Annotated in this window: 22 protein-coding genes and 1 tRNA gene; 21 read left to right on the top strand and 2 right to left on the bottom strand. The window is 60.5% G+C overall.

Annotated elements, in window-relative coordinates:
* The first annotated feature begins 28 nt into the window (after nucleotides 1-28).
* From DAUD_RS09945 to DAUD_RS09895, 11 genes are all read left to right on the top strand, one after another.
* Entirely contained in the window at nucleotides 29-1,171 is a 1,143-nt protein-coding gene (locus tag DAUD_RS09945; RefSeq protein ID WP_012303032.1) for a transketolase C-terminal domain-containing protein, read from the top strand.
* Nucleotides 1,168-2,040 carry a thiamine pyrophosphate-dependent enzyme gene (locus DAUD_RS09940; protein ID WP_012303031.1) on the top strand — a complete coding sequence of 291 codons (873 nt, stop codon included), beginning with the start codon at nucleotides 1,168-1,170 and terminating at the stop codon, nucleotides 2,038-2,040. Before DAUD_RS09945 ends, DAUD_RS09940 begins: the two co-directional genes overlap by 4 nt.
* Nucleotides 2,024-2,695 (top strand): 2-oxoacid:acceptor oxidoreductase family protein, encoded by a 672-nt coding sequence (locus DAUD_RS09935; RefSeq protein WP_012303030.1) that lies wholly within the window; start codon nucleotides 2,024-2,026, stop codon nucleotides 2,693-2,695. Before DAUD_RS09940 ends, DAUD_RS09935 begins: the two co-directional genes overlap by 17 nt.
* 23 nt (nucleotides 2,696-2,718) lie before the next feature.
* A complete protein-coding gene (locus DAUD_RS09930) occupies nucleotides 2,719-2,913 on the top strand; it encodes a 4Fe-4S dicluster-binding protein (RefSeq protein WP_012303029.1) in 195 nt (64 codons plus the stop codon).
* A gap of 193 nt (nucleotides 2,914-3,106) precedes the next feature.
* The gene (locus tag DAUD_RS09925) at nucleotides 3,107-4,291 is read left to right on the top strand and encodes a transketolase C-terminal domain-containing protein (RefSeq protein WP_012303028.1); all 1,185 of its coding nucleotides are present in this window, start codon (nucleotides 3,107-3,109) and stop codon (nucleotides 4,289-4,291) included.
* A 13-nt stretch (nucleotides 4,292-4,304) separates the two neighbouring features.
* Nucleotides 4,305-5,165 carry a thiamine pyrophosphate-dependent enzyme gene (locus DAUD_RS09920; RefSeq protein ID WP_012303027.1) on the top strand — a complete coding sequence of 287 codons (861 nt, stop codon included), beginning with the start codon at nucleotides 4,305-4,307 and terminating at the stop codon, nucleotides 5,163-5,165.
* Between the two features lie 164 nt (nucleotides 5,166-5,329).
* Nucleotides 5,330-5,548, top strand: coding sequence for a hypothetical protein (locus DAUD_RS09915; protein WP_012303026.1), 219 nt, complete (start codon nucleotides 5,330-5,332; stop codon nucleotides 5,546-5,548).
* 141 nt (nucleotides 5,549-5,689) lie between these two features.
* Entirely contained in the window at nucleotides 5,690-6,562 is an 873-nt protein-coding gene (pstC, locus tag DAUD_RS09910; RefSeq protein ID WP_012303025.1) for a phosphate ABC transporter permease subunit PstC, read from the top strand.
* Nucleotides 6,563-6,564: 2 nt separating this feature from the next.
* Nucleotides 6,565-7,428 (top strand): phosphate ABC transporter permease PstA, encoded by an 864-nt coding sequence (pstA, locus tag DAUD_RS09905; protein WP_012303024.1) that lies wholly within the window; start codon nucleotides 6,565-6,567, stop codon nucleotides 7,426-7,428.
* A gap of 18 nt (nucleotides 7,429-7,446) precedes the next feature.
* Nucleotides 7,447-8,169, top strand: coding sequence for a metallophosphoesterase family protein (locus DAUD_RS09900; protein WP_012303023.1), 723 nt, complete (start codon nucleotides 7,447-7,449; stop codon nucleotides 8,167-8,169).
* Between the two features lie 194 nt (nucleotides 8,170-8,363).
* Nucleotides 8,364-9,215, top strand: coding sequence for a phosphate ABC transporter substrate-binding protein (locus DAUD_RS09895; RefSeq protein WP_012303022.1), 852 nt, complete (start codon nucleotides 8,364-8,366; stop codon nucleotides 9,213-9,215).
* A gap of 198 nt (nucleotides 9,216-9,413) precedes the next feature.
* On the opposite strand, the gene DAUD_RS09890 is transcribed toward DAUD_RS09895, so the two are convergent.
* Nucleotides 9,414-11,099 (bottom strand): IS1634 family transposase, encoded by a 1,686-nt coding sequence (locus DAUD_RS09890; RefSeq protein WP_041570942.1) that lies wholly within the window; start codon nucleotides 11,097-11,099, stop codon nucleotides 9,414-9,416.
* 454 nt (nucleotides 11,100-11,553) lie between these two features.
* Between DAUD_RS09890 and DAUD_RS09885 the strand changes: the two genes are divergently transcribed.
* The 10 genes from DAUD_RS09885 to DAUD_RS09845 all read left to right on the top strand — a co-directional run bounded on the left by DAUD_RS09885 (nucleotide 11,554) and on the right by DAUD_RS09845 (nucleotide 18,770).
* The gene (locus DAUD_RS09885; protein ID WP_012303020.1) at nucleotides 11,554-12,969 is read left to right on the top strand and encodes an ISLre2-like element ISCde3 family transposase; all 1,416 of its coding nucleotides are present in this window, start codon (nucleotides 11,554-11,556) and stop codon (nucleotides 12,967-12,969) included.
* 105 nt (nucleotides 12,970-13,074) lie between these two features.
* Nucleotides 13,075-13,150: transfer RNA gene (locus tag DAUD_RS09880), tRNA-Cys, on the top strand.
* Between the two features lie 557 nt (nucleotides 13,151-13,707).
* Nucleotides 13,708-13,950: a FeoA family protein gene (locus DAUD_RS09875; protein ID WP_012303019.1), complete on the top strand. Its 243-nt coding sequence runs from the start codon at nucleotides 13,708-13,710 to the stop codon at nucleotides 13,948-13,950.
* Nucleotides 13,951-14,193 carry a FeoA family protein gene (locus DAUD_RS09870; RefSeq protein WP_166485182.1) on the top strand — a complete coding sequence of 81 codons (243 nt, stop codon included), beginning with the start codon at nucleotides 13,951-13,953 and terminating at the stop codon, nucleotides 14,191-14,193.
* A 46-nt stretch (nucleotides 14,194-14,239) separates the two neighbouring features.
* The gene (gene feoB / locus DAUD_RS09865) at nucleotides 14,240-16,282 is read left to right on the top strand and encodes a ferrous iron transport protein B (protein ID WP_012303017.1); all 2,043 of its coding nucleotides are present in this window, start codon (nucleotides 14,240-14,242) and stop codon (nucleotides 16,280-16,282) included.
* A gap of 45 nt (nucleotides 16,283-16,327) precedes the next feature.
* Nucleotides 16,328-16,498: a hypothetical protein gene (locus tag DAUD_RS12580; protein WP_166485181.1), complete on the top strand. Its 171-nt coding sequence runs from the start codon at nucleotides 16,328-16,330 to the stop codon at nucleotides 16,496-16,498.
* A 300-nt stretch (nucleotides 16,499-16,798) separates the two neighbouring features.
* Nucleotides 16,799-17,125: a DUF2325 domain-containing protein gene (locus tag DAUD_RS09860; RefSeq protein ID WP_012303016.1), complete on the top strand. Its 327-nt coding sequence runs from the start codon at nucleotides 16,799-16,801 to the stop codon at nucleotides 17,123-17,125.
* 116 nt (nucleotides 17,126-17,241) lie between these two features.
* Nucleotides 17,242-17,907: an HD-GYP domain-containing protein gene (locus DAUD_RS09855; RefSeq protein ID WP_242647846.1), complete on the top strand. Its 666-nt coding sequence runs from the start codon at nucleotides 17,242-17,244 to the stop codon at nucleotides 17,905-17,907.
* 245 nt (nucleotides 17,908-18,152) lie between these two features.
* Nucleotides 18,153-18,314, top strand: coding sequence for a hypothetical protein (locus tag DAUD_RS13020; RefSeq protein WP_333782399.1), 162 nt, complete (start codon nucleotides 18,153-18,155; stop codon nucleotides 18,312-18,314).
* A 159-nt stretch (nucleotides 18,315-18,473) separates the two neighbouring features.
* Nucleotides 18,474-18,770 carry a DUF3243 domain-containing protein gene (locus tag DAUD_RS09845; RefSeq protein ID WP_012303014.1) on the top strand — a complete coding sequence of 99 codons (297 nt, stop codon included), beginning with the start codon at nucleotides 18,474-18,476 and terminating at the stop codon, nucleotides 18,768-18,770.
* A gap of 119 nt (nucleotides 18,771-18,889) precedes the next feature.
* On the opposite strand, the gene ppsA is transcribed toward DAUD_RS09845, so the two are convergent.
* Nucleotides 18,890-22,237: a phosphoenolpyruvate synthase gene (gene ppsA / locus DAUD_RS09840; protein WP_012303013.1), complete on the bottom strand. Its 3,348-nt coding sequence runs from the start codon at nucleotides 22,235-22,237 to the stop codon at nucleotides 18,890-18,892.
* Nucleotides 22,238-22,387 lie beyond the last annotated feature (150 nt).

Below are 22,387 nucleotides of genomic sequence, written 5' to 3'. Positions count from 1 at the left end.
TCAGACATGCGCAGGAGGTGGTAAAGGCGTGACAACGCAGCAAGTGGTGGCTCCGGAATACCTTTTTTTCGAGGCGGAACGGGAGCGGCGGTTCATGACGGGCAGTGAGGCGGTCAGGGAAGCGATCAAGCGGGCGAATGTCGACATGGCGATCTCATATCCGATCACGCCGCAGTCCGAGTCGATGCACCTGGTGGGGGACATCTACGCGCAAGGGTATTTGAAGGAGTATTTCCGGGGTGAAAGCGAGTTCGCGGTAATGGCGGCGGTTGCCGGCGCCGCCATGGGAGGAGTGCGGGTTTTCACGGCCACGGCTGGTCCCGGAACCCTGCGGGCCTTCGAAATGTTCCCAACCTGGGCGGGGGCGCGGCTACCGGTCGTCTGTGCCTTTTTAACCCGCGGGATCAATTCTCCCCTCACCATCCAGCCGGATACCATCGAGATGGCGTTTCTGCTGGACACGGGCATATTGATGTTTCACGCCGAGAATGCACAGGATCTGTATGATATGATCCTGAAGGCGTTCGTGGTCGCGGAGCAGACCGACGTGCATATTCCGGTAGGGGTCTTCGCCGACGGATTCTTCGTCACCCATACGCGCGAAGAGGTGGCGGTGGCGCCAGCCGACCTGAAACTGCCGCCCTACAACCCCTATTCCGCGCCGGTTCCGGTGATGGATATGGAAAACGTCCCGGTGCGGCAGATGCGTGATCCGTTCGTTATGAAGAGCAACTTCATCAGTTACGCCGCGCATGCCTCCTGGCAGCAGGAGATTCTGGCGGCGCAGGAGCGGGCGCGAAAGCATGTGCGCCGTTATCTGGGGGGGCTCTTGGATACGGAACATCCGGAGGCGGCAGTACTGGTGGTGGCCGCCGGAACCGCGGTGTCCCAGGGCCGGGAGGCCGTTGCCGCCGCCCGCCGGGAAGGCCTGGATGTCGGGCTGGTAAAGCTCAAAAGCCTGCGTCCCTTTCCGCGGGAGGAACTCCGGGCGCTGGCCCGGCAGGCGCGGGCGCTGATTGTGCCCGAGTTCAACCGGGTGGGTTGGCTGGCCAGGGAGATCAAGTCGGTGGTGGAGGACACCACAAAGGTGATCGACGCCCCCCGGGTGTTTGGCGGAATGACCATGCCGCCCGACCTCATTCTGGACCAGATCAGGAGGTGTTACGCTTGAGCAAGGGGTTGTTCAAGATCTCGCCCGGATTTGAGGACGTGATGCCGGCCGAGTACAAGGAACTGGTGACCAACGGCCCCTACGGGAGAGATCTCGGAATCTCAGACCTGGGGACGTTCAAGGAGCTGATCGAGGAGCACCCGCTGTGCGCCGGCTGCGCCGAGGCCCTGGCTCTGCGCCTCATCCTGGCCTCATTGCCCAATCCTGAGGACACGGTCATCGTGGGGTCGACCGGCTGCAGCTCACTGCTCTTCCCGCAGGTGGCGGTTCAGAACATCCACTCTCTGTTCGGCAACCAGAACGCTGTGGCCACGGGTCTCAAGCGGGCGCTCCGGCTCAGGTTTCCGGACAAGGTCAAGGACGTGGCGGTGATCGCGGGCGACGGGGCGACCGTGGACATCGGCCTGGACATGGTCATGCAGTCGTGGTTTCGGCGCGAGCTGATCACCACCATCATGCTGGATAACGAGGTCTATGCCAACACGGGGGGCCAGGAGAGCGGGATGTCGCCGCAGGGGGCGGTGCTGAACATGGCGCCCCTGGGAAAGAAGTTTCCCAAGGTGAACCTTCCGGAAATCGCGCGCGAGGCCGGCTGCGCTTACGTGGCCACGATTTCTCCGGCTCTGCCGCGGCGGTTGGGAAAAGTGGTGCGGCGGGCCATCCTGGTGGCCCGTGAAATCGGCCCCAGCTACGTGCAGATTTTCTGCCCCTGCCCGACGAACTTCAAGTGGCCTTCCGCGCAGGTCTTGCAGAAGATCAGGGACCGCCAGAAGGAAGGGATTTTCAAGGTGCGCGAGTACGTCTCGCCGGAGGCCGAGGCCTATCTGGCCCGACTGGAGGTGGTGAAGCAACATGACGAAGAACAGTAGAAAGTTCATCCGCATGTCCGGCCTGGGCGGGCAGGGGGTGGTGACAGCCGCGCACATACTGGGTATGGCGGCCGTGAAGGACGGGCTCAAATGCTCGGTCAACCCCTTTTTCGGCGCTGAAAAAAGACTGGCGCCGGCGGAGAGCTATGTGCGGATTGCGACGGATGACATCTGGGAACGGGGCGAGGTGCTCTTTCCGAACATCATCATGATTTTCCACCCTCACGTGATTACCCTGGGCAAGTGCTACACTATGCCGTTTTTCTCCGGCCTGCAGCGGGGTGGGAAAATCATCATCAACTCGGACCAGCCACTGGATTTGCGGGCGGAGGAGTTGGCAGGGCTCAAAGATCTGGGGGCCGAAGTGTATTACGTGCCGGCCACCCAAGTGGCCGCGGAGGCGGGGGGGACGGCCCTGTCGACAAACATCGCCATGCTGGGGGCTCTGTTGGCGGTGGAGGCGTTGGTCTCTCAGGAAGCGATCCGGGAGGCGATCGCGGAAAGGTTCGGTGGCGGAAAATTCGTGGCGTCCGCCACGACGGCGGCACTGGACGACGTGCTGAAGAGCAAGTTCGACCGTCTGGCACAGCTGATCGAGAAAAATATGGCGGTCGTGGCGGCGGCCCAAGGCAGCGTCAGTAAGTATCATTATTAGAGTGTTAGGGGGCGAGTCGAGCCGTGTACGTTACCGTAAAAGTGGAAGTGGAGAAGTGTAGCGGCTGCAAGCTCTGCATCCTGTCGTGTCCGGATCCGAACGTGCTGGCCTTTATTCAGGAGGAAAAGCACGTGACGGTGAACGAGCACCGCTGCAAGGGCTGTGGTTTGTGCGCGTCCGTGTGCCCCGAAGAGGCGCTTAGGATCAGCGGTAATTAGTAATTAAGAGAACGGGTCGCTCCTCCCGGGGCCGGCTGGGATTAAGAGTCCAGCGCCCGCCTTCCAGAGTGGTCCGTGTGATCCCCGTACGGCGGTTACCCGCTTGCACCTGCGGCACGCCGAGCCGATCAGCATGGCGTTTTCCGGCGCCGGTGCGCCCACATAGTGTGGAAGGAGGGGTTGCGGAAGGGAAATGGCCGGATTACAACGCGAAGTGGACCCGGAGTACCTGTTTTGGGAAGCACCCAGGAGACAGGTTTTCATCACGGGCAGCGAAGCGGTGGCCGAAGCGGTCAAGCGTGCTAATGTGGACATGGCCATCGCTTATCCCATCACCCCGCAGAGCGAAAGCATGCACCTGGTCGGGGATTTGTACGCCCAGGGTTACTTGAGGGATTACTACCGGGGCGAAAACGAGTTCGCGGTTATGGCTGCCGTGCACGGCGCCTCCCTGGGTGGCGGCCGGGTTTTTACCGCCACCTCCGGCCCCGGAACCCTGCGGGCGATGGAGATGTTTCCGGTTTGGACCGGGTCGAGGCAGCCCATAGTCTGCGCCTTTATGTGCCGGGGCGTATCTTTGCCGCCCTCCATTCAACCGGAAAACATCGAGATGGCCATGCTCCTGGACGTCGGTATGCTGATGTTTCACGCCGAGGATGCCCAGGATTTCTTCGATATGATTCTGAAGGCCTACGCGATCGCGGAGCAACCGGACGTCCATCTGCCGGTGGGCGTGTTCGTCGATGGGTTCTTCGTCACCCACACCCGGAGCATGGTGGCGCTGCCCCCTGACGATCTAAAGCTGCCCGCCTACGATCCCCGGCGGGCGCCGGTTCCGACGTTCGACATGGAGACCCCCCCCATCCGGATGGTCAGAGATCCGCTGCTCAACAAGAGCAACTTCATCAGCTACGCGGCCAATGCCAGCTGGCATCAGGAGATCGCGGCCGCGGCCGAGCGGGCCCGCAAGCACATCCGGCGGTATATGGGCGGGCTTCTGGAGGTGGATGATCCTGCCGCCACCATTTTCCTGGCCGCTTCGGGCACGGCGGTGTCGCAGAGCCGGGAGGCGATCAAGGTATTGAAGGCTGGGGGTATACGGGTGGGTCTGATCAAGATCAAGTCGATCAGGCCTTTTCCGGCGCGCGAGATTGCGGCCGCCACGGCCCACGCCGACCTGATCGTGGTACCCGAATTCAATATCGGCGGTTGGCTGGCCAGGGAGATCAAGGCTTCGATTGACAACAACCGGAGGGTGGTGGGCGGCCCCAGGGTGTTCGGGGGCATGACCATGCCGACGGAGTTGATAGTCAACGAGGTCAGGAGCGCTTTGGATAGGTCCGGAACAAAGCAGCCTGGTTCAGGGGCCCGGATTTAGCAAGGAGGAGCCAATGTCCATCAAGATCATTACGCCGGTTGCGGAATTCGCGGAACTCCTGCCCCAGGAATATAAGGACCTGGTGGCCCACGGTCCTTACAACGAGCGCCGTTTTGTGCGGGATCTGGGCACTTTCAAAGAGATCGTGGATGAACACCCGCATTGTGCCGGTTGTGGGGTGGCCCTGGCGATTCGGCTTCTGGCCGCGGCTTTGCCCTCCCCGGCGGACACGCTTATCGTTGGCACGCCCGGATGCTCGTTTTTTGCCTTGATCCAGACGGCCCTGAATTACTCCAACACCGCCTTCGGCAATCAAAACGCCGTGGCCACCGGCTTGAAAAGAATGCTTGAGATCCGTTTTCCTCACGTACACAAGGACGTGGTGGTGGTGGCCGGTGACGGGGGCATAGCCGACATCGGACTCGACCTGACTCTCCATTCCTGGTTTCGGCGGGAGAAGATCACCACCGTAATGCTGGATAACGAAGTGTACGCCAATACCGGGGGGCAGGAAAGCGGTATGAGTAGGCAGGGGCAGGTGCTCAACATGGCGCCCCGGGGCAAGCATTTCCCCAAGATACCGGTTTTCGAACTGGCCAAGGTTTCGGGCTGCGTGTACGGTGTACGGGTGACGGTGGCCAGTCCGCACAAGGTCGGGCGGGCGATCAGGAACGCGATCCTTATTGCCCGTGAACTCGGGCCTACCTATGTGCAGGTTTATACTCCTTGTCCCACCAACATGAAGTTCCCGCCCAATCAAACGCTTAAGGTGGCTAAGGAAGCCGAAAAGGACCATTATTCTTACGAGGAGTTTATGAGCGCGGAGGCGGCCGAGTACCTGGTACAATCGAAGGCAGAGTCCAAAGAGATGTGAAAGCGCCCCTAAATCAGCAAAGCCTTATATTGCTGCGCTTTGCCGATCTGTTCTCCCGGTTTCGGGGTCTGCGGCAACTCTAATGAATTTCACGGCGGCGGGGAATTGTAGTAGTATTATTATATTGTAGTATTGTTAGAATAACAAAAAGGAGGTGGTAATACATGGGTCATTACCGGAGTGTCCTGGCCGATATGCTCCGGGAGCGGCGGCAGCTTTTGGAGCAGCTCTACCACGTGCAGGGCCGCCGGGACGAGATGCTGCATCGCTTGCGAGATGTGGAAAGACGCATCCTGCAGGAAGAGGAGCGTGGTCCCCGGGCCTACCTGGAACACATTTTCCGAGCGGTACCCGTTCCCGAACAGCACCGCGAGCGAGCATGAAGCCACGGGTTTGAAATCAAACAGGCGCCCATTCTGAGGAGGCTTATTGAGATAGCCTCTTTAGTGTTTTCTTAACCGGAATTTAACCTCTTCTTAACTTATCTTTAACATCGCTTCGGTACAATCAGTCCCAGGATGAAGTTGCCTGGGAGGGGATCAGCGATCAGTCGGCGTTGGTACGAGCGCATAGTCGAGAAGTGTCTTTTGGGCAGCGCGGCCGCGGCGGTCTTGATCGTGTTTTTGATCGGGGCCTTTGTGTTGCTTGAAGGCCTTCCCATCCTCTCCGGCCACGGTCTGGATTTCATGTTCGGGAGGGACTGGTCGCCCCTGCAGGGGGTATTCGGCGTCTTCCCGATGATTGTCGGTACTTTCTACGTAACCATTGGCGCGCTTATCCTGGGCGTGCCCGTGGGCCTGGCCTGCGCGGTTTATCTGGCCGAATACGCCCCACGCTGGTTCGCCCGTCTGATCCGGCCGGCCGTGCAGCTGCTGGCCGGAATTCCCTCGGTGGTCTACGGTTTTTTCGGGGTGGTCGTCCTGGTGCCTTTTATCATGGACAACCTGGGCGGCTGGGGTTTCAGCGTGCTTGCCGGCGCCCTGGTGCTGGCCCTGATGATCCTGCCCACGATCATCGGCATCTCGGAGGACGCCATCCGGGCCGTGCCCGTGAGTTACAAGGAAGGTTCACTCTCACTGGGTGCGACCCACTGGCAGACCATCAAGAAAGTGCTGTTGCCGACCGCGCGACCGGGCATCGTGGCGTCTGTTGTCCTGGGCATGGGACGGGCGATCGGCGAAACGATGGCCGTGATCATGGTTGTGGGCAACGTGGTGGCCCTCCCACACTCGATCCTCGACCCGGTGCGCACCCTGACCGCCAACATTGCCCTGGAGATGGGCTACGCTTTTGGTGATCACACCCGGGCCCTTTTTGCCACCGGTGTGGTTCTTTTTATGGTCATAATCTTATTGAATATGTTTTTGTTGTTGCTGCCTAAAAGGATGGGGACCTGAAGATGCGCTCCGAGATGAGACTGGCGTTGAAAGTCGAGGAACTGGCCGTCAAGGGGTTCCTTTACCTGTCGATCCTGGTGGTCTTCGGCAGTCTTTTCGGTATTTTTGCGCATATCTTCTATCACGGGATCGGACGCGTGAACCTGCACTTCCTGCTGGCCTACCCCGAGGACATGGGGCGGGCGGGCGGCATTTTCCCGGCCATCATGGGCACCGCCTGGCTGGTCGGCTTGGCGCTCGCCGTGGCCGCCCCGCTCGGAATCCTGGGGGCCACCTACCTGACCGAGTACGCCCGGAAGGGCCCGTTCGTGCGGATCGTCCGCTTCGGGGTGGACACGCTGGCCGGCGTGCCGTCAATCGTTTTCGGGCTGTTCGGGTTCGCCTTCCTGGTGATTTTCTGTGGTTTTCGCTGGTCGGTCCTGTCCGGGGGCCTGACCCTGGCGTTCATGATCCTGCCGACGATCATCAAGACCACCGAGGAGTCGATCAAGGCCGTATCGAACGATTACCGGGAAGCCAGCCTTTCCCTGGGTGCCACCAAGTGGCAGACGGTGGCCCTGGTGGTCCTGCCCGCAGCCCTGCCCGGAATCCTGACCGGCATCATCCTGGCCCTGGGCCGGGCGGCGGGGGAAACCGCCGCCATCCTGCTCACCGCCGGCAGTTCGCTCACGGTGCCCACTTCGATCATGGATCCGGCCCGCAGCCTGCCGCTGCACCTGTACATTCTGGTTACCGAGGGTATTTCCCGGGAGAACGCTTACGCCACCGCTTGTGTGCTGATTATCCTGATCCTGATCGTCAACCTCACCGCCACCTACCTCATGCACCGTATGGTGGCCAAACGGTTGGGAATCCGGAAAGGCTAGAACGAGGGATGGGAGCGAATGCGAATCGCCGTCATTTCCGACATTCACGCCAACCTGCATGCCCTGGAGGCCGTGCTGCGGGATATCGAAAGAGAGGGCGTGGACGAGATCCTGTGCGCCGGTGACCTGGTCGGCTACGGACCCCACCCGAACGAAGTGGTGGAGCGGATCCGGACCCTCGATATCCGCGGCGTACAGGGCAATTACGACGAAGCCGCGGCCAACGCCCGGCTGGTCTGCGGTTGCGACTACCCCGACCCGGAGAGCATGGCGGTGGGCGCCGCCGCCCTGGCCTGGACCGTTAGGGAACTGGGCGCGGAAAACAAAGAGTATTTGCGCGGACTGCCGGCGAGACTCCGGTTCCAGGCCGGTGCCCACGATGTTCTGCTCGTGCACGGCAGCCCCCGGCGAATCAACGAGTACCTGTACGAAGACGCCGCCCCTGATGTGCTGCGGGAAATCTTCCGGGAGTGGCCAGCCGGCGTCCTGATCGTCGGGCACACCCACCGGCCCTACCACCGGCGGTTTGAAGGCCGGCACGTAGTCAACGCCGGTAGCGTGGGCCAGTCCCGGGATGGCGATCCCCGAAGCAGCTATGTCCTGGTGGACTTCGGCGCCGGCCCAGGGGTGCGGGTCGTCCGGGTGCCCTATGACGTGGAGGCGACCGCCGCCGGTGTGCTTCGGGCCGGCCTGCCCCTGGAACTGGCCCAAGCCCTCCGGGGCGGGAGTTCCTACAAATAATTAATGTAATTTTAACCAGGGCGTAACCCGGTCTTAACACGAAGGCGTTATAGTAGTTTCGAGGAAAGGTTTTAGGCTCCACCGCAGGGTATGGGGAGGGGGGATAGCTGACGTTTTCGGATTGCTGGGCCCCCAAGCCCAAAAGGTAAATAGTCCAATAACTCCAAGGACAAATCAAGGAGGAAAGTAGTGAAATGTTCAAGTCCAAGTGGATGATTGTTTTGGTCCTGACGCTTTTTGCCGTCTCCGTGCTCGCGGGCTGCGGCGGCGGGCAGCAGGCCGCGCCCCCGGCCCCGACTCCGGGCGCCGGCGGCGAACTGCAGGGCTCGATCACCATCGCCGGTTCAACTTCGGTCCAGCCGGTTTCCGAGGAACTGGCCAAGGCGTTTATGGCCAAACATCCTAAGGTGACGGTCAGTGTGCAGGCCGGCGGATCCGGTCAGGGAATCAAGGCGGCGATCGACGGGATTGCGGACATCGGTGCCTCTTCGCGGCCATTAAAGGATGACGAGGCGGCCCAGGTGCACCAAACCCAGATTTGCAGCGACGGGATCGCGGTCATTGTCCACCCGTCGAACGAGGTGTCCGGCCTGACCCTGGAGCAGGTGAAGAGGATCTACGCCGGAGAGATCACCAACTGGAAGGAGGTCGGCGGCCGGGACAAAGCGATTGCGGTGGTTACCCGCGAAGAAGGCTCCGGCACCCGGGGTGCCTTTGAGGAAATGGTGATGGGTAAGGAGGCGAGGATCTCGGTGCGGGCGATCGTCCAGCCGTCCAGCGGCGGGGTCAAGGCGGCCGTAGCCGGAAATCCGAACGCAATCGGTTACACCTCCATAGGATACCTGGATACCACTGTCAAGACGGTTGAAGTGGACGGCGTTGCGCCCACAGCGGAGAACATCCGGAACGGCACCTACAAAATATCTCGCCCGTTCCTGTACCTGACCAGGGGAGAACCGTCCGGACTGGTCAAGGAATACATTGACTTCTGCCTGGGCCCCGAAGGCCAGGAAATCGTGGCCCAAGACTACGTCCCTGTCAAGTAGAAATTCCCCTCCTGTCAAACAAATATGGGACTTTTCCTGTCACGTGCCCGCTCCAGCGGGCGTTTTTCTTTTCCGGCGGCGGTCGCGGGGGAAAGAAGATACAAGGAGACCCGGGTTCGACAGCTGCTAGATAAACCAATGGCACAACAAGGCTTCCCCCAAGGGCTCCGGGGGAATAGGAAAATTATAGGTGTTTATCTAGGTTATCCGGCAGTCAGAAGTAGTGATGTTCAGTATTTTCGGGGGTTGGGGGATTTTCAGGGCTTTGAACAATTGGTGTTGATCAGGTTCTGTTTCAGTGCGCTGATGCACACGTGCCGTGGGGAACTGGAACTCACCCACGTGCATTCGCTGCAGGTGTGCACGGATGGTGCGCCAGGTCTGTCCAGTTTGGTTCTCCGCTATCCGGACCAGGAGCAGGGCCAACCAGCAGAGCAGCACGTGGGCACGGATGCGGTCCTCCAGCCGGTGGCGGGTACCACCCGAAGGGTGGTCGGGCCGCAGCTCCAGGGTGCTCTTCAGGGTGCGGAAGGCATCCTCCACCTGCAGCAACTGCTTGTAGCCGAGGGCCACGTCCTCCGGGGCGAGGGTGTCATCTGAAGTACGCAGGAGGTACTTGCCGTCCAGGCGTTCCTCGGCCTTGATCTTGTCCTTGTCGATCCGGGGTTGGCCGCGCTTGTCGGTCTTGAGGTAGCGGCCGTAGGTGGGGTGAGCGATGATACTGCAGACCGCCTTGGTGTGGGGCGCACCGTTTAGTTCGCCGATACGGGCCAACTCAAGCTTGAGTTTGTCCAGGGTCTCTTCGCGCTTGGCCTTGTCCCACTCGGCCTCCTCGGGGTTGCGGACCAGGACGTAGCGGGTGCTGGCCTCGCCGTCGCCGATGACGATCTCCTTGACCTCCAGGTTGTCGCGCACGGTCTTGAAGCGGCCCGGGTGGGAAAGCGCCTTTTCCACCGTGTTCTTGCCGGCCCGCATGCGCTCGCCGGCAATGTAGTGGCCGCCGGCCCTTTGCAGATAGCGCAGGTTCTCCTCGGAAGCCATGCCGCGGTCCAGGACGGTGATCACCCGGCCAAGCTTCCAGCCCACGAGGTCTTTTTTGACCTCCTGGACCACGGACATATCGGCGGTGTTGCCCGGCCATACCCAGCAGCGTACCGGGATACCGTCCCTGGTCACCGCGAGACCGATCACCGCTTGGGGCAGATCCGGCCGGGAGTCCTTGGAGTGACCCTTACGCCTTAAACCCTCGTCATCTTCGGTTTCGATCTCGAAGTAAGTGGAGGTGGTGTCAAAGTACAAAAGGTCCACCTCCAGATTAAAGAGATGGCTGACTTGACAAAAGACTTGGTACTGCAAGGATTCCTCGGCCTCCAGCAAGAAGTCCATGGCCCGGTAGAGGTGGTGGAGCGGGATCTCCGGCAAGTCCGGGATGTATACGTCCTGGGCCACCCACTCTTCCACGGCGCGCTTGCTCATGGGAGCCAGGGCCCGGTTGGCCACCAGGGCGAAAATGGTCCGTTCCACCGGGCTCTGGAACTTGCGTTCTTTGAGCAGTTGCGTAAGAATCCGGTCCACACCCAGGTGTTTCCATAGTCCTTGCAGTACCCAGGCGCCACCGAAGGGCTTGGAACTTTCAAACCCGAATTCCGTACCGTAGTTGCGGCGGGCTTCAAAGCGCAGCAACTCATCCGGCCCCAGGTAGCGGCAAATACTCCGGGCCAGGCGCTCCAGGCCCGCGCGGTCCACGTTTTCTGCACGGCCGAAGTTGTAGAGCACCTGGACCTCGGAACGACGTGTTTCAGGGTTCCAAGTATTGTGGGCCAGTTGCACGTAGCAGGTTTGGGTTTCGTTTTTGTTCTTGCGGACGGTAGTGCGGATATACATATCTATATTGTAGCACGTGTACCAGTGATTCGACAATACCCAACTTATCAAAACGTATATCTATGCCTTTTTTGGATTTACGCAATGCCTGAGCCCGCAAAGTATTGATATTACTGGGTTTTAGTTTTCCGAATGCCTAGAAAATGGCCCGGAACTGTCGAACTCGGGGGAGATACAAGGCGAAATTGCCCGGCGCCCCCGCGGTGCGGTATGCTACAGGTGATACCGGTTTCGGCACGGGGGGTGAGGTGTGGATGTTTTCTTTCGACGAACACCAACTGGTCAAGGGTTTGCGGGTTTGCCTGGAGAATAGGGATTAGGAACAGCAACTGAACAGCAGTGAGCCCGGGTGAGTGTAAGGTTTAAGTAGGAGATGTGAGGTCGGAAATAGAAGTGAGACCTCAAAACGGCTTCCCCTGAGGGGAAGCCCTCCCCGCCAAAGGAGTGAGGTCTCATGTTCAAGATTCGCTTTCTGCTTGAGGTAGTCCTGTTTCTGGCCAAGGGAATTTTTGAGGTGTTCAGGTCGGTGCGCGATGTGGATGAGTTGGAAGAGCGGGTGCAGCGGTTGGTTCAACAGGCAGGCGGCAAAATGCTGGAGGAGGCGCTGGCACACATTGACCTTGAGTTAAGCGGCAAGCGGGATCCAGCCCTCAAGAACGTGGGACAGCGGTCGCGGACCCTGGTCACCAGCTTCGGTGAGATTACGGTTAAGCGCCGACTGTACCGTAACCAGAAGACCGGCGCGTACCGGTTCCTTCTGGACGAAGCCTTGGGAATCCCTGAACGCCAACGGGTGACACCGCGGATGACCCGTATGATCCTGGAGCTAGGCACGGAGATGCCCTTCAGGCGCGCGGCCCGGGTTATGGGTTTTCTAGTACCGGGGATTCACTGGATGACCGTCTGGTCTAAGGTTCAGGATGCTGGAGAAAAGGCCGCCCGGGATGCTGAGGCACTACGCGAGGCCGTCTTTGAAGACGGTGTGGTTCCTGAAGGCGGCAAGGAGGTTCGGGAGTTATCCATTGAAGCCGATGGTGTAGTAATACCCTTGCAGCGGTCGCCCAAGGCGTTTGGTGAGATCAAGCTGTTTATCGGCTACGAGGGCAGGGAACAAAAGACCCGGAAACTGGTGAACCGTTACACGGTGGCCACCGCCAGGGGCAGCCGGGTGGCTTGGGAAGACACCGGGGCGGCCTTCGGCCACAAGTGGGACCTTAGCAGGGTAGAGCGGATCCGCATTGGTGGGGACGGCGCCGAGTGGATCAAACAAGGCCTGGAGATGTTCCCCGGGGCGACTTACCACCTTGACCCCTTCCACCTGCGCCGGCGTTTAACCGAGGCTTTAAGTTACAGCAGCAACGTCTATGAAACTGTCACCGAAGGGTTAGCCGAGCTAAACCAAGATGCGGTAGTTTCCGCCTTGGACCAGGCGATTCGGGTCAACCGGGGTGCACGCCGTAACGGGATCATGCGGCTTAAGGAGTATCTCCTGGCTAACTGGCAAGGTATCGCCGCCTTGCCGGAGGGAGACCGTTTAGGTGCGATCGAGGGCCAGGTCCGTCACACCATCGCCAGGCGAACAAAGCGGATTGGGGCGCGTTGGAGCCCGGCCGGTGCGGAACGGATGGGACGCCTGTTAGCGGTACGGGCTAATGATGAGCTGGACAGATACGCGGTACACTCGGAACGGTTCGACCTACTGAAAAAGGCTGTCGGAGCCGAGGCAATCCAACTGCCCAAACGCTTCGGCAAAGATCCCGAGGCCTGGCTTCAAGCCAACGTGCCCGCCCTTGAAGGACCGCACGCCGGAAAACACTGGGTCAAGCACATAGTAAGAGAGATTAGTTCACCGAGGTGGTCTACGGTCTAATTCAAATTAAATCGGCTGGGAGATCGCCTACTAAGTCTTGACACGGACTGAGCCCGGTAGCACCTTGAAACTTGCCGCTGGTTGTGGTAAATTGAATTTCATAGGGGCGGCGTAGCCAAGTGGCTAAGGCGACGGTCTGCAAAACCGTTATTCGGCGGTTCAATTCCGCCCGCCGCCTCCAAAAAAGATAGTAATGGCAGGGCTTCCCGACCTGGGAGGCCTTGCTTTTTCTATTGTCTGGTGTCGTTGTAGAGAAAATTTGAGGTAAATTTAAGGAGATGCCGGACGATTGGCCTGCGGTATCTAAAGATAGGGAAGATGATTCTTTTCTCTGGGCTGCCTATGTTGGTGGGGCAGAGTATATCATCTCAGATGACCGGTCGCATATGCTTGAACTAGGAAGTTTCAAAAGTATTCCAATTAGCACAGCAACTGGGTAAAACGAGCACACCCGATGGTCGATAGGGCTTTTGTAGTTGACCCACTGGACGGCGGACTCCCGGGGATGCCAGGTCTCTCCCCGGGGGTTCTTGTTTAAGATTGCTGACTGAGGCAGCCCAAGGCGTGGGATCGTTGCTAAAGAAGGGTCAACAAAAGAGGTAAATTGGACTGTGTAAGATGCCTATTGACAATCCTGCGCCGGTGGGATAGTCTGTCATTAAATATTAGATATATCTAATATTATTAAGGTTATAGTAGATTGTTATGTACACTTATCTTTTAAGGGGTAAGGCGGGAATGGAGGCGAAAGAGGCGAAGACGCTGAACAAGCTCCGGCCCGGGGAAGGCGGGAGGATCGTCAGTGTGGTTGGTTCCGGTCTTCTCAGGCGGCGTATTCTGGAAATGGGCCTGGTACCCGGTACCGAAATCACGTTGAAAGGGATGGCGCCCTTGGGCGACCCGATCGAAGTGTTGGTAAAGGGTTACAGCCTGACCCTGCGCCGGCAAGAGGCCGAGGCGGTGACGGTGGAGGTGAGTTAGGTGTTGAATGCGGTATTGCCTTTGGGGTTTCTTACGCCGGGCCGGGAGGCCGTCGTGCGGGATGTGGTCGGCGGAAAGGAACTCCGCCGGCGGTTGGGCGAACTGGGGTTCGTCAGGGGCAGCGTGGTAAGGATTGTGCAGAGCCAACCCTGCGGCCCGTTGATCATTTCCCTTGGTGACGGCCGGGTGGCACTGGGCCGGGGAGCCGCACAGAAGATTATGGTGGAAGAACTGGACGGTTGATCGTCAGTCAAATAGCGAAAGGCCGACATTTCACGAAGGGAGCGAAATGATGCAGGCAAGCGGCACGGCGAAAGCACTTAAGGAGATTACCGTTGGTCTGGCCGGCAACCCGAATTCCGGTAAGACCTCGATGTTTAATAACCTGACCGGGGCGCGGCAGCACGTAGGGAATTGGCCGGGGGTAACGATCGAGAAAAAGGAAGGCAGGCATATCCGGGACGATCTGGTCATCCGGGTGGTCGACCTGCCGGGCACCTACAGCCTGGGGGCCTTCTCGGAGGACGAGGCGGTGGCCCGGAACTACATCCTCTCCGGGGAACCGGATCTGGTGATCAACATCGTCGATGCCTCCAATCTGGAGCGCAATCTGTACCTCACCGTTCAGCTCATGGAAATGGGCGCTAACGTTGTTATTGCCTTGAACATGTTTGACGAGGCTGAAAAGAAGCAGATTAGGATTGATCTGGAGGCAATGGCCGGAATCCTGGGCGTGCCCGTGGTGCCCACTGTGGCCGTGCGCAACAAGGGCACTTCCGAACTGGTCGCTGCGGCGGTCAGTGCGGCCGGGAAAGGACCGGGCCGGGCCTTCACGATAGACTACGGCAAAGAGGCCGAGCCTGGCATTGCCAAGCTGGAGGCAGCCCTGACCGGGGTGGAGACGGTCAGGCACCTGCCCGCCCGCTGGGTAGCCGTCAAGCTGCTGGAAGGCGACGAAGGCATTTACGGCCGGGTGATGCAATCACCGGAGGCCGGCGAGATCATTAAGCTGCGTGACGAGGTGGCCGCGCATATTGAGAGTGTAACCGGGCTGGACCCGGAATCCCTGTTCGCCGACCGGCGCTACGGGTTCATCGGCGGGCTGATCAGGGAGACGGTAACCCGCAAGAGCACCGCCGAGGACCGCCTGTCCGCCTCCGACCGGATCGACCGCGTGGTGACCAACCGCCTTCTCGGCATGCCGATTTTCTTTCTGTCCATGTTTGCGGTGTTCCAATTCACCTTTGCCCTGGGCGGTCCGCTGAGTGGTTACGTGGATGAGTTCTTCGTGTGGCTGGGCGAGGGTGCCGGAGCGCTCATCGCCAACGAACTGATCGCTTCCCTGGTGGCCGACGGCATCATCGCGGGCGTCGGCGCGGTGCTGGTCTTCATCCCGCCGATCTTCCTGATTTTCTTCGCCATTTCCCTGCTTGAGGACAGCGGGTACATGGCGCGCGCGGCTTATGTCATGGACCGTTTCATGCACCGCTTGGGGCTCCATGGTAAGTCCTTCATCCCGCTGCTTATCGGTTTCGGCTGCAACGTGCCGGCGATCATGGCCTGCCGTACCCTGGAGAACCGGCGTGACCGGATGATTACTATCCTGATCACCCCGCTCATGTCCTGCGCGGCCCGGCTGCCGATTTACGTGCTTTTTGTGGGCGTCTTTTTCGCCGCCTATCAGGGCCTGATCATCTTTTCCCTGTATCTTCTCGGGATCGTCCTGGCGATTGTTATGGGCGTTTTGTTCAAGCGCTTCCTGTTCAAGGGCGAGGTATCGCCCTTCGTGATGGAACTGCCCCCTTACCGGGTGCCGACCCTCAAAGGGGTGCTCATCCACATGTGGGAGCGGGGCTGGGCCTTTATCAAGCGGGCCGGGACGATCATCTTTTCGGTCGTCATCGTTATCTGGGTCTTGGCCAGTCTGCCCGCTGGCGTGGAGTTCGCCGGCCGGGAGAGCTATCTGGGCGCCATCGGCGGTTTCCTGGCGCCGGTCTTTGCGCCGCTCGGATTCGGCACCTGGGAAGCGGCGGCCGCTCTCATCTTCGGCCTGCTGGCCAAGGAGGTCGTGGTCAGTACGTTTGGTGTGGTTTACGGCATCGGGGAGGAGGGGCTGGCCGCGGCCGTTCAGACCTACTGGACGCCGCTCTCGGCCTACGCTTTTATGGTCATGTCCCTCATTTACATCCCCTGCGCGGCTACCATCGCCACCATCAAAAGAGAGACCAATTCGTGGCGCTGGACCGGTTTCGCGGTAGCGTACAGCCTGGTGCTCGGGTGGATAATGGCCTTCCTGGTTTACCAGGGCGGGCGGCTATTCGGCCTGGGTTAACCCGGGTTGGCGCCAGAACTTTTGTTGAGGATCGGAGGATAAAACGTGGAAACGGCGGTTATCATCGGTATCGGCCTCGCGGCGGTTGTGCTGATCGGTTTCCAGGTGCGGAGCAAGATGAAACCGCAAGACGGTTCGTCATCCGGCTGCGGCTGCGGCGCGTGCGGGTGCGCCGACAAGCACCGCCCGGACGACCGGGACCGGTCTGGGCAGTAATCGCCGGCGGGGAACCCGGGCATAGTCTATCCGGACCGACTGAAGCATATCCGGAACGGCAGTCGGCCTGAACCAACAGAGGGTCTACGGAGAAAAGACTCCGGTAGTGCAGGAGGGGTGGCAAACCCCTCCTGTATTCGTGCTGCCGGACAGTACGGGGGACCGCTACGGGTTCGCGGAATCTTTTCTTTTTTTCCGGATTCTGATTGACAAACTCAGCCGGGTCAGATAAACTGATCATATAAAGTTAGACAACACTAACATTATTAAAACCCTATTACTCAATGGGAAGGTGAAAGGGTGTCTATTCTTATCATCGGCGGAGACAGGCTGGGCAACATTTTGGACAACCTGCGCCGTCTTGGATTCAAAGATATCCGGCACGTTTCCGGGCGAAAAAAAGGCTACCTGGAGCTTAAGGTTAACCAAAACGTGGATGTCGTGCTCGTCTTGACGGATTATGTGAACCACGGGTTGGCCCGGAAGATCAAGGGAACCTATCGGAATGGACCTTGCCGGACTGTCTTCGCGCGTCGTGCCTGGTGCCACATCAAAAGCGAAATGGACCGGGTTTTGTGCAATGGTTGCTGCGCCGAAGATTGTCCCGGCCGGGCCAAGGGAGCCTGAGGCGGATGGTTCACATAACTGGAGCTGATAGTGTCTTACCAGGTTTATCTTATCTTGAATGTGGGACCGTCAGGTCCGGCAACTGTAGAGAGACTCCGGAAATGGGGAGATGGGCTTTGCGGATACTGGTCGCTCTAAAAGCGATTAGGTACGGTGCGATCGATTTCACAACCAAACCAAAACCCGACTTGTACGATGTCTATCACGACACCATAGAATGCCTGGTGGCGGCCCTGGATACCCGGGACCGTTACTCCGCCGGGCATTCGTCACGGGTGGCCGATATGGCGGTACAGCTTGGCACCGCCGCCGGACTGGCCGGGGAGGGCCTGGAAACCCTGCACATCGCCGCCCACCTGCACGATATCGGGAAAATCGGCATCCCCGATGCCATCCTCTTCAAGACCGGCCGGTTGACGGAGTCGGAGATGAAAACCGTACAGACGCATCCGGTTCTGGGGAGCGCCATCTTGCGTTCTTCTCCGGCACTGGTGGAAGTATCCCGCATCGTGCTGCACCACCACGAGCGGTGGGACGGCGGCGGTTATCCGTCAGGCCTGGCGGGTACGGCCATTCCTTTGGGTTCCCGGATTATAGCCGTTTGTGATGCCATTGACGCCATGCTTACCGACCGGCCCTACCGGAAGGCGCTGTCCTGGGAGCAGTGCGCTGAGGAAGTCTTAAGGGGTTGTGACCGCCAGTTTGATGCACGTCTGGCGCGTCTCGTCCTTGAAAACCCGTTGTGCCGGGAGTTCCGGGAATACTATCAGATTGTTGCCTAAAACCGAAAGGCTGAGCACAGGAAAAGCCGGCCCGTACCGGGCCGGCTTTCTCCTCCAGGTAGTTCGAGCCCAGGGCTTTTTCTGCGCCAACTACTCAAACCACAATATACCCCGTTTCCGTCCCGGTGGAGGAAATCCGGTTGGACGACAAGGCCCTTATTCGTTCCGGGAAAAAGGCGCCGGTTGCCCGGGTTAACGCGCTGGTCTTTGACAAGACCGGTACCCTTACGACCGGGAGGCCCGTAGTGACCAGGATTACGCCACTCAACGGCGCTTCGGAAAACCAGGTGCTGGCCGCAGCCGCCGTGGCAGAAAAATATAAAAATATTCCGAACATCCTCTGGACGGCGCAAGGTTCAACCTCCCAAAAAGCCCACGTGAGCCCGGTTGTGCCACGCACAGGGTGAATCGGGTTTTTCTCGCTAGTTTTTGCCGGGCAAGACCGGTTTATGCCGCAGAAGCCCCAATTTGGTTTACCGGACGGTCCGCCGCCGAATGATAATCCGTCCTTGGGGCACAATGAAATGGGGCGCTTTCGCCCGATTGCGCTTTGAGGTGATTTCCGAGTGGAAACGGATGTCGAATGGCACGACTGGAAGCGGCTCCTCGGGACGGCGGTGCACGCCGCCAAGGCGGTTGGAGTGCCTGATAGATACGTAGAAGAACTGGCTTACCGGATCGGCGGGGTGCTGGCCGACCACTTCGACCCCGGCAACCGGGAACAGCGTCTGATCAAGGAACTCTGGGAACAGGGCAATGAAAGCGAAAAGCGGGCCCTGGCGGCCATGTTCGCCCGTATGCTCGACAACGACGTCGGCCGCCCGGGACCGGCGGAAACCGCCAGACAATCCGACACCCATTGAACCTGATCGGCGAAATCCGCAACCCGATCCCGGAGCCGATCAAAGAGACCTCGGTCACCCCGGACACCCCTAAACCGCCCCTCAAGCTCGTCAGGGCCGGCGCCGCCGGGCGGGGGCGGTCACTGCGCGAACAGGAACAAGCCGTGCTCCGCGACCGTCCGTTCCAGGAAGCAGCGCAGTTTTTTCCGGGCCTCGCGGACTTCGTGTGCGGGCACCAGGGGCCTCGAGTTGGCCGGGTCAGCGGCCAGGAGGTACCGAACAAGTTTTTCCTCGTTGATACTGGCGAAATGGAGTTTTCGCCCCAGGAACTGGTCGGCCAGCAGAACGTTCGAGGGGATGCCGATTTCCAGGCCCACCGGCAAATCCTCCAACCCTTCTTCGGTGATGATTGCCAGGGCCCGGTCCAGTTCCTTCAGGGTGCGCACCTGGGTGAGTTCCAGCCGGAAGGGCAGACCCTCGCCGGCCGCCTTCTTCAGCGCCCGGAGTTCCCAGCGGAAGAAGGGTTCATACTCGGGGTCGGTGAGACGCGCCATGCCGGAGAATCCCATCAGGGGGTTCTCGTCCGGGGACTCGAACCGGGCACCGCCTTCCAGACTCCGGAAGCCGGGCGCGTCCAGGTCATTCGTGCTGTATACCAGGGCTTGGTCCGGCCGGGCCCCTTCGGCCGCCGCCAAAAGCGCCTCGCAGAAATGGCGCGTGTACAGCTTTTCCGGTTCCGGTTCTGTCAGGGCCAAGTGCCGCGGGTGCCGTCCGAGGGCGGTGAGAACTTCGCGGGCCCGAACCCGGCGGCAGGGCAACTCCGCAATCCGGGACGAGAAGCGGTGCGGCGGGGCGCTTGTGGATCTCGCCGACTTGGGACGGCCGCTCCCGGCGGCAGCCTCCCGGAGTGCGGCTTCCGCCCCGGCCACCGCCCGGATCACCTGAACGTAAGTCGTGTCGGCCACGCCGATCGATTCGATACCCAACTGAACGAGCTTCGCGGCGAAGGCGGGGTCGTTAGACGGCCGCTGCCCGCAAAGCCCGGTCTTGACTCCCAGTTTCCGGGCAGTGGTGATTACTGTTTCCAGGGCCTTCAGGACGGCCGGGTCCGTTTCGTCGAAAACCCCGCGCATCCGGTCGTTGTCCCGGCCGGTGGCCAGGGTGAACTGAGTCAGGTCGTTGGAGCCGATGGAAATGAAGTCGACCCGCTTGCCGCCCTGCGCATCCAGAAGGAACGACTCCAGGTCGAAGGCGTTGTAGGGCACTTCAACCATTATCCCGATCTGGAGCTCGTCCCGGCCGCGCTCAAGGCCCTCGGCGGCCAGGAAGTCCAGGGCCCGCTCGAGTTCTCCGGGCGTGCGAACCACCGGGAGCATCAGGGCGACATTCTTGTAGCCCATGTCCCGCGCCGCCTTGAAGGCCTCCAGTTCCCAGCGGAACACGTCGGCGTACTCGGGATCGATCATGCGGCCCTCGCCGCGGAAACCAAGCATCGGGTTCGGCTCCTCGTGCTCGAACAGGAAGCCGCCCAGCATCTCACGGTATTCGTTGGTCTTGAAGTCGGTGGTCCGGTAGATCACGATCTGGTCCGGGGCCTGGGTGGCCGCAATGGCGGCGATGGCCCGGGCGAGCGTTTCCACGTAGAACTGCCGGCCGCTGGAGTACCCCCGGAGGCGCTCGGTGATGGACTTTCGTAGCTGGACCTGGCTTTCGAAGCGTCCGCCGGCTTCGAACTCGCCCTGATCGTAGGCGAGGAGGGCCTGCGGGTGTACCCCGATGTCGGCCAGGGCGAACTCCGCCCGCATCAGGCTGACCCCGTAGTGCCCGGGATAGCGGGCCACCGGGAACATCCGCGCCACCGCCGGGTTGGCGACGATGAGCCCCACCTTCGTCTTGATCGCTGGCAGCCGGTCGATGTCTACGTTGTCCCCGGTCTCCACTAGGACTTCATCCAGGGGGAACCGGCCCCCGTATACCCGGCCGGCGTTCGCGTCGACGGTCACGGTCAGCTCTTCGCCCCGGCGCAGGGCCTCCGCCTGCAAAAGCCGCATCCGCTCCAGCAGTTCATTACCCACGCCCACCACCGCCGGTTTTCTGAGTTCGCGCGCTACGATCGCGGCGTGGGAGGTGGTGCCGCCCACGGCGGTGATAAACCCGCCGGCGATCTTCATCGCGGGAACCATGTCCGGGGTGGTGAACTCAGCGCACAGGATGTCGCCGTCCCGGACCCGGCTCATCTGGGCGGAAAGTTCCTCAGGTTCTTTGGCGTCGATCAGCACCACCCGGCCGCACGCTGCTCCGGAACCGGGCACGCCGGTGAACAGGACCTCGGCGGTGCGGGCGATTTCCGGGCGTACCATTCTTTTCTTCTGTTCGATCACGCCGGCGGCCTTGACGGCGAACACCGTTTCCGGGCGTGACTGGGTGATCCAGAGCCGGTCCTGGTCATCGAAGGCGAACTCCACGTCCCGGATATCGCGGTAGTGGTCGGCCATGGCCAGTACCGCCCGGGCGACCTCGCGGGCCTGGTCGTCGGTGATTGAAAACCGCCGCCGCAGTTCCTCGGGCACCCGAACTGTCTGGGTGCCGCCCCCGGGTTCGTCCCGGTAGATTACCATCTCTTCCTTTCCGCCCAGCCGTTTGTCCAAGATAACGATTTCCCCGGTGGGGGAGACGGCCAGCAGGAAACGGTCCGGGGTCTGCCGGCCGCTGACGATGGCCTCGCCCAGCCCCTCGCCGGCCTCCAGGTAGACCACCCCGGCGGTGGTGCCGTGCCTGGCATTCCAACCGGTTTCGATATCGACGCTGAACGCCGTGCCCGACTTTTTGCTCCGGATCATCCGCTGGACAACCACTGCGATTTCCACCTCGAGAGGGTCGAACCCCTTCTCCAGCCGGTAGCTGATCGCCCGGTCGGTGAACAGGGAGGCCCAGCAGCGACGCACGGCGTCCACGACCGCCGCCTCCCCCCGCACGTTCAGGTAGGTGTCCTGCTGGCCGGCGAAGGAGGCGTCGGGCAGGTCTTCGGCGGAGGCCGAACTGCGTACCGCCACCGGGACGTCTTCACGTCCGGAGTCCGCGGCGAGCCGGCGGTACGCCGCACTCAACTGGCTGATGATCTCCGGCGGAATTGTGCTTTGCGGGCTTTTGATTCGGTCGCGGATCCGGCGCCCGGCCAGGGACACCAGAGAAACGAAATCCTGGGAGGCGAAGGTCAGCCCCTCCAGGTGAGAGAGAATGAAGGTCCGCAATTCGGGATCGGCCTCCAGAAACCGGCGGTAGGCGGTGGTGGTGACCACGAAACCGGGTGGGACGCTTAAGCCCGGGATGTGGCCGAGTTCGCCCAGATTGGCGCCCTTGCCCCCGACCAAGGCCAGGTCTTGCACCCGTACTTCGTCAAAACCGACGATGAACTTTTCTTTCCCCGGCACTTCGGCATCTTGTTCTTGCGGGGTTTGCCCCGCTTTAATCTTTTTGTGCAGAGCCATAACCTGACAGCGCCTCCTAAGAGATTTTTTAGGAACGAGAAAACCAAACCTCCCCGGCTCAGACTGGCCGGGGAGGTCGGAAGTTGCTTTTCAATACCGACTGCCTTATTTAAGCAATATCCTCGGGTATGTCAAGGGTGGGAAATTCCC

The sequence above is a fragment of the Candidatus Desulforudis audaxviator MP104C genome, assembly GCF_000018425.1.
Taxonomy (GTDB): domain Bacteria; phylum Bacillota; class Desulfotomaculia; order Desulfotomaculales; family Desulforudaceae; genus Desulforudis; species Desulforudis audaxviator.
The sequence above is the reverse complement of the archived record's forward strand: the minus strand, read 5'-3'. Positions and strand labels throughout refer to the sequence as shown.